The 6,927-nt window shown below is 70.9% G+C and carries 6 protein-coding genes; 2 read left to right on the plus strand and 4 right to left on the minus strand.

Annotation, left to right across the window (positions count from 1 at the left end; all coding sequences use genetic code 11):
- The coding region (locus JHN63_RS45000) for an MASE1 domain-containing protein (protein WP_374223001.1) at nucleotides 1–1,036 on the plus strand (1,036 nt) is incomplete at its 5' end.
- A 2-nt stretch (nucleotides 1,037–1,038) separates the two neighbouring features.
- Here JHN63_RS45000 and JHN63_RS54475 read toward each other — a convergent pair.
- Nucleotides 1,039–2,175, minus strand: coding sequence for a PP2C family protein-serine/threonine phosphatase (locus tag JHN63_RS54475; protein WP_200690921.1), 1,137 nt, complete (start codon nucleotides 2,173–2,175; stop codon nucleotides 1,039–1,041).
- A gap of 187 nt (nucleotides 2,176–2,362) precedes the next feature.
- Here JHN63_RS54475 and JHN63_RS45010 point away from each other — a divergent pair, with 187 nt between their 5' ends.
- A complete protein-coding gene (locus JHN63_RS45010) occupies nucleotides 2,363–3,091 on the plus strand; it encodes a hypothetical protein (protein ID WP_200690922.1) in 729 nt (242 codons plus the stop codon).
- Here the strand turns inward: JHN63_RS45010 and JHN63_RS45015 are convergent.
- From JHN63_RS45015 to argG, 3 genes are all read right to left on the minus strand, one after another.
- Complete coding sequence (locus tag JHN63_RS45015) at nucleotides 3,057–3,590, minus strand: TerD family protein (RefSeq protein ID WP_200690923.1); 534 nt, start codon at nucleotides 3,588–3,590, stop codon at nucleotides 3,057–3,059. The two genes, JHN63_RS45010 and JHN63_RS45015, sit on opposite strands and share 35 nt — an antisense overlap.
- A gap of 108 nt (nucleotides 3,591–3,698) precedes the next feature.
- The gene (locus JHN63_RS45020; RefSeq protein ID WP_200690925.1) at nucleotides 3,699–4,760 is read right to left on the minus strand and encodes a M20 family metallopeptidase; all 1,062 of its coding nucleotides are present in this window, start codon (nucleotides 4,758–4,760) and stop codon (nucleotides 3,699–3,701) included.
- 145 nt (nucleotides 4,761–4,905) lie between these two features.
- Nucleotides 4,906–6,351, minus strand: a complete 1,446-nt coding sequence (gene argG, locus JHN63_RS45025; RefSeq protein WP_200690924.1) for an argininosuccinate synthase — start codon at nucleotides 6,349–6,351, stop codon at nucleotides 4,906–4,908.
- Nucleotides 6,352–6,927: the final 576 nt, after the last annotated feature.

Genomic DNA, 6,927 nt, shown 5'->3' on the forward strand with positions numbered 1-6,927 from the left:
CCATCAGACACCGCCCCACCCCGTGTCGTTCGCCTCGCCGACGTGGCCGGGGCGGTGTCTGATGGCTGCTGTGGTGGGTTTTGAGGTTCTGCGGCGGCCGGCCGGGTTCGCCCTCCTGACGTTGGCCGTCGGCGGTGGCTACTTCGCGGCGGGTCGGCTCGGGCTGCTGCGGCAGCTGGTGGTCGACGGCGCCGTGTTCACACCCATCTGGCCGCCCACCGGCGTCGCGGTGGCGTGCCTGCTGATCTTCGGGCTGCGGGTGCTGCCCGGTATCGCCCTCGGCGTGCTCCTCGTGATCATGTCCCTCACCTCGCTCCGGCCGACGGTGCTGGTGGTCCTGGCGGGCAACACCCTGGCCCCCGCCTGCGCCTGCCTCATGCTGCGCCGGGTGGGCTTCCGTACCGACCTCGGCAGACTGCGCGACGGCCTCGCGCTGGTGTTCCTGGGCGCCCTGTCCGCCATGCTGATCAGCGCGACCTGCGGAGCCGGACTGCTCGTCCTCACCGGCAAGCTGGCGGAACACTCCTTCTGGCCGGTCTGGCTGGGCTGGTGGGTCGGCGACGCGATGGGCGTCCTGATCATCACCCCCCTCCTGCTCATGCTGTACACCGTGCGGCTGCCCCTGGACCTGCACCGCTGGAAGGAGGCCCTGCTGCTCGTGGTGACCATCGCCGCGATCGTCCCGCTGGTCACCCACAGCCACGTCAGCCTGCTGTTCCTGATCTATCCGCTGCTGATCTGGGCCGCGCTGCGGTTCCGGTTCGCCGGCAGCATGCTGTGCGCCCTGTTCGCCTCCGTCATGGCCACCATCGCGGCGACCCGGGAGACGGGCCCCTTCGCCGACCTCACCCATGTCGAGGTCATGATGAAACTGCAGGCCTTCAACGGCACGATGGCCCTCACCGCCCTGCTGCTGTCCTCGGTCATCACCGAGCAGCGCAACACCAGACTCTCGGTGGAGAAGGCCTGCCAGGAACTCGCCGAGGTCCTCGAACACCTCACCGCCGGCGACCCCCGCCAGGGCGGCCGCCCCTGACCTCAGAAGAGACCCGCGTCGCCCCTCCGGCGCAGCACCAGCAGCGCGGTGTCGTCCCGGGGCATGCCCGCCGTGTGGCGCCGTAGATCGCCGTAGACGGTGGCCGGTACGTCCTTCGGGAGGACCTCGCCCCAGCCCGCCGCGCGCTCCTCCAGGGGATAGAACGCGCCGGACGGATCACGCGCCTCCGTGACCCCGTCCGTGCAGAGCAGGAGCGTGCCGTCCGGCGGGAACGCGAACCATTCGACGGTACGGGGCTCAGGGGCCAGCGCGTCCAGGCCCAGTGGCACGCAGGGCTCCTGCCGGAGCACCGGCTCGGCCCGCTTCTCGCGCAGCAGCAGCGGCGCCACATGCCCGCAGTTGATCGCCTGGACCTCCTGCTCACCGTCGATGCCCAGCACCAACGCCGTCACGAACCGCTCCCGCTCACCGGTCTGCGCCGCGAAGGAGTTGTGCCGTAGCACCGCCTCCTCCAGCGCGTCGACCACGGCGGTCAGCGTGGGCTCGGCCACGGCCGCCTCGCGGAAGGCGCTGAGCACGGCGAACGCGGCGCTGATCGCCTGGAGGCCCTTGCCCTGCACATCGGCGATGAAGACCCGGCTGCCGTACGGCGAGGACACGACCTCGTAGACATCGCCGCCCACCCGGCTGTCCTCCTCCACCGGCCGGTACAGACCGTGGACCAGCAACTGGTCGGTCATCAGGGGGAACGGGCGCAGGATCTGCCGTTGCAGCGCCGCCGCCGCGGACCGCAGCCGCGCGATCTCGCCCTCCCAGCGGATCCGCTGCGCCGCCCGCGCCACGCTGAGGCCGTTGAACACCAGGGTGAAGGCGATGACGGCCGCGTCGGCCCCCGCCGTCCGCAGCGGGGTGTCGAAGAGGGACCCGGCTATGACGAACGTCACCCACACGGAGGCGACAGTGGTCTGCCGTACCGTCCCGCGCCCCGCGATCAGCGCCGGCAGCACCACGAGAAAGGGGGCCGGCCGGGTGTCCCGGCCCAGGGCGATCCCGGTCAACGCCACCAGTGCCGTACCGCCGACGAGCCAGAACACCACCACGGCCCAGCGGAGCGGAGGCGTCGATCTGTGCCCGGCGTCGGCCACCGTGGAACCGGCCGGATCTCTCGAGGTACGCACCGGCCCTCCCGCTTCCTTCAGTCGTCGAACAACCGTCGGGAAAGCTTCCCACTCTTCAATATCAGCCCCACCCGTACCGTCCGCGAGCTGCGGCAACAGCTCGGGCCGACCCGGGACGCACAGGACGCGCACAGGGGGCTAGATTCCGATCCGAATGTTGGGCCGATGGTGGGGGAGTTGGGGACCGTTGTTCATCTGGCGCACACTGCGGGGTGAATGGCAGGGCATTGTCGTCGATCCGGTACGGCAGTTGCTGCGGCGCGGGCTGAAGGGGGTGTCCCTGGCGTTCGTCGCCGCTTTCGGCGTCATCTTCTTCCACTGGCTCGCCCAGCGCCCGGCCGGCGCCTCGGCCGTCCGGCATCTCGGCGGCGTCCAGGGCGACCTGCCCCTGTGGCTCGCCCTGCTGCGGACCCCGATATCGCTGTACGTCCCCGCCCTCGACCTGCCCGTATGGGCCGGCATCACCCAGCTGTTCCTCGCGTTCGCGCTCGCCGAGCTGGCCCTCGGCCGGGCCCGGACGCTGGCCGTCGCCTACGCGACCACGCTGGCCGGCACCCTCACGGTGCGGGTGATGCTCCTGATCGGACCCGGCTGCGGCGGCATCGGGCTGCGGCCGGAGATCGGGCAGGTCCTCGACACCGGGCCGTCCGCCGCGGTCGTAGGACTGTTCACGTATCTCTCCGTGGTCCGGCGCGCGCCCGTCGTGTTCTTCCTCACCGGTGGATCGATGGTGTGGGAGTCGATCGTGAAACCGAACCTGGCCGGCCGCGAGCACCTGGTCGCGGTGGCCAGTGCCGTCGTCCTGGGTGTTGTCCACGAGCTGCGCCACAAGCGGCCGACCGTCACGGCGATGCTGCCGCAGTTCAGGACGGACCAGCCGGTCAGGGACGGGACGCACTGCCCATCTCCGCGGTGAACCCCGCCGGTTCGCTGTCGAACCCCCGCACCATCGCGCGGAACTCCCAGGCACCGGAGGCGTCCTTGGTGAACTCCGCGAGCGTCGCGGCGGTGGACCCGGCCACCTCCGTGAAGTCGTCCGACAACAGCTCCTTGTACCCCTCCACGACCAGCGCCCGGGCGTGCGAGAGATCACCGAACGTCCTGGTCCCGCCGTTCTGATGGATGGCCACCCCGACGACCACCCGCGCGAAGGACGTGGCGAGCCGCTCGAGTTCGAGGACCATCACCTCCATGTAGCCGTACCCCTGGCCGCTCTCGCTGTGCCGGCTCATGTTGATCGTGCCGTCCGGCGAGCGGCTCTCGGAGTTGACGACGTACACCGGGCGTCCGTGCGGTGCGTCGGCCGAGTAGGTCGCCGCGACGATGTCCAGATGACGCGGCTGCGTTCCCCAGGGACTCGGGTCCCAGCGGAGCCGAACTTCGACCTTCCCCACGACCTTGCTGACACTGCTCACTGATCGCCGCTCCCGTATCAGGCCATGACGGGACGATCCCCCGCATGGTCGAGTATCGCTCTTCGACGGCCTGTTGATGCCCATCGGACGGACCTGTCATGCCCGGGGTCAAGCGCTCCGGATCGCGTCCACCAGCCCGGCGACGAGCCTCGCCCGCTCGGCCATCGACGCGACGAGCAGATACTCGTGGTCGGCGTGGGCCCCGCCCCCGACCGCGCCCAGACCGTCGAGCGTCGGCACCCCCAGCGCGGCCGTGAAGTTGCCGTCGCTCCCACCGCCTACCGCCCGGCCCTCGAGACCGGGCAGCAACCGCCGCGCCACCGCGAACAGTTCGGCCGCGGCGGACTCGGGCATCGGCGGCCTGCCGACACTTCCCTGTACGGTGATCACCGCCTCGTCGAGATGCGGGGCGAGGGCGGCGAACGCGGACTCGATCCGTTCCTTCTCGTCGGCCGACTCGACCCGGACGTCCACGACGACGGTGGCCCGCGCGGGCACCACGTTGTCCAGCGTGCCCGCGGACGCGACGGTCGGCGTGACCGTCGTACCGACCTCGGGCCGCGCCAGGGCCGCGATGTCCAGCACCTGGTACGCCGCCTCGACCAGCGCGTTGACCCCGGCGGCGGGTTCCAGCCCCGCGTGTGAGGCCCGGCCCGCGACGGACACCTCGAACGTGCCGCATCCCTTGCGGCCGGTCTTCACCGCCCCGCCGTCGGCGGCACCCTCGACCACGAGCACGGCACCGCAGGCCAGGGCGCGTTCCTCGATGAGCGCCCGGGAGGAACGGGAACCGACCTCTTCGTCCGCGGTCACCAGGATCTCCACGCCCGAGCGGTCCGCCAGCGCGGCCAGCCCGTGGATCGCCTGCACCAACCCGCCGAGCATGTCGAAGACACCGGGGCCGGTAACCCGGCCGTCCTCGACCAGGAAGGGGCGGCGGGCGAGGGTGCCCAGCGGGAACACGGTGTCGTGGTGACCGAGGATCAGCACCCGGGGTGTGCCGCCGCCGGACCAGTGGACGTGCGGACCGCCCTCGCTGTCGACGATCGAGGCCCGGCCACCGAGCCGCGCCTCGACGACAGCGGCCACGGTCTCGGCCGATGTCCGCAAGGCGTCCAGGTCACGGGAGGGGGATTCGACCTCGACGAGGGTCCGGAGGTCTTCGATCATCGAGTCGACACTCACGTCGACCGTGTTGCTGGTGGTCACAGGGGAAGGGTACGTGGACCCCGTTTCCACTCCGACCGACGAAGGGCCGGCCCGACGGCGAAAGCGTCGAACCGGCCCAACGGCGGTGCTGATCCCCGGAGTTCGGTCAGTCGGTGCCGGACTCCATCGCGGCGCGGTCGAGCAGCGCGTCGTCCTCGGAGACCTCCCCGCGGGACGCGATGGCCTCGGCGCCGCCCTCGGGCATGCTGCCGATGAGGCCGGTCGCGGCGGCCTGCGCGGCGCCGATCGCCGTGTTGCCGCTGCCGATCAGACCGAGCACGGCGTACTGCTCCAGCTTGGCGCGGGAGTCGGCGATGTCGAGGTTGCGCATGGTGAGCTGGCCGATGCGGTCGACCGGGCCGAAGGCCGAGTCCTCGGTGCGCTCCATGGACAGCTTGTCCGGGTGGTAGCTGAACGCCGGGCCCGAGGTGTCGAGCAGCGAGTAGTCCTCGCCGCGCCGCAGCCGCAGGGTGACCTCGCCGGTGATGGCCGAGCCGACCCAGCGCTGCAGGGACTCCCGCACCATCAGGGCCTGCGGGTCCAGCCAGCGGCCCTCGTACATCAGCCGGCCGAGGCGCCGGCCCTCGTTGTGGTACTGGGCGACGGTGTCCTCGTTGTGGATCGCGTTCACGAGGCGCTCGTAGGCCGCGTGCAGGAGGGCCATGCCGGGCGCCTCGTAGATGCCGCGGCTCTTGGCCTCGATGATCCGGTTCTCGATCTGGTCCGACATGCCCAGGCCGTGCCGGCCGCCGATGGCGTTGGCCTCCATCACCAGGTCGACGGGGGAGGAGAACTCCTTGCCGTTGATCGTCACCGGGCGGCCCTGGTCGAAACCGATCGTCACGTCCTCGGTGACGATCTCGACCGACGGGTCCCAGAAGCGGACGCCCATGATCGGCTCGACGGTCTCCACGCCGGTGTCCAGGTGCTCCAGGGTCTTCGCCTCGTGGGTGGCGCCCCAGATGTTGGCGTCGGTGGAGTACGCCTTCTCCGTGCTGTCGCGGTAGGGCAGCTCGTGGGCGAGCAGCCACTCCGACATCTCCTTGCGGCCGCCCAGTTCGGTCACGAAGTCCGCGTCCAGCCAGGGCTTGTAGATCCGCAGGTGCGGGTTGGCGAGCAGGCCGTAGCGGTAGAACCGCTCGATGTCGTTGCCCTTGAAGGTCGAGCCGTCGCCCCAGATCTGGACGTCGTCCTCGAGCATCGCCCGGACCAGCAGGGTGCCGGTGACGGCACGGCCCAGCGGGGTGGTGTTGAAGTAGGCACGCCCGCCGGAGCGGATGTGGAACGCCCCGCAGGTCAGCGCGGCCAGACCTTCCTCGACCAGCGCCGCACGGCAGTCGACCAGCCGCGCGATCTCGGCGCCGTAGGCCTGTGCGCGGCCGGGCACCGAGGCGATGTCGGGCTCGTCGTACTGGCCGATGTCGGCGGTGTAGGTGCAGGGGACGGCACCCTTGTCGCGCATCCAGGCGACCGCGACGGAGGTGTCGAGTCCGCCCGAGAAGGCGATGCCGACGCGCTCGCCGGTGGGGAGGGAGGTGAGGACCTTAGACATGGGAAGATTATGCACCCTCGCGCATGGTCATGCAAAGTCCGTTTCCTTGACCGGGTCCGCAGGGTGCCGAAATCTGTTTCCTCGGCACGTCCCGCCGGGTGCCGAAGCCTGTCTGCTCGCCCTGCCCTGCCGGATGTCGAGGTGCCTTCGCCCGCACTGCCGGCGGGTGGAGAAGACCCCGTCCGTGGCCCGTCCCGCTGGGTCTCGTAGTCCGTCAGCGCGCCCTGCCCTGCGGGTGCCGTGCCTTTGCCTGCCTTGCCCAGCCGGATTGCGGAGACCCTTTGTTCGGCCCGTCCCACCGCGCTTCGAAGTGGGTCCGCGTGTGCTGCCGGCCGGGGGCCGTGCCTTTGCTTGTCCTGCCGTGCCGGGTTGCGGAGCCCCCTCGCTCGGGCCGTCCCGCCGAGTCTCGAAGTCAGTCCGCTTGCGCCGGCCGCCGGGTGCTGTGCCTCTACTTCCTACACCCGTCGGGTGGCGAAGACCCTTGCCTCGGCCCACCCAACAGGGTCTCGAAGTCGGTCGGCTCGTCCTTCCCCGGCGGGTGCCGAAGTCCCCTTGCTCACCCCGCTCTACCCCGCT

Origin of the sequence: Streptomyces sp. MBT65, assembly GCF_016612545.1 — a bacterium.
GTDB lineage: Bacteria > Actinomycetota > Actinomycetes > Streptomycetales > Streptomycetaceae > Streptomyces.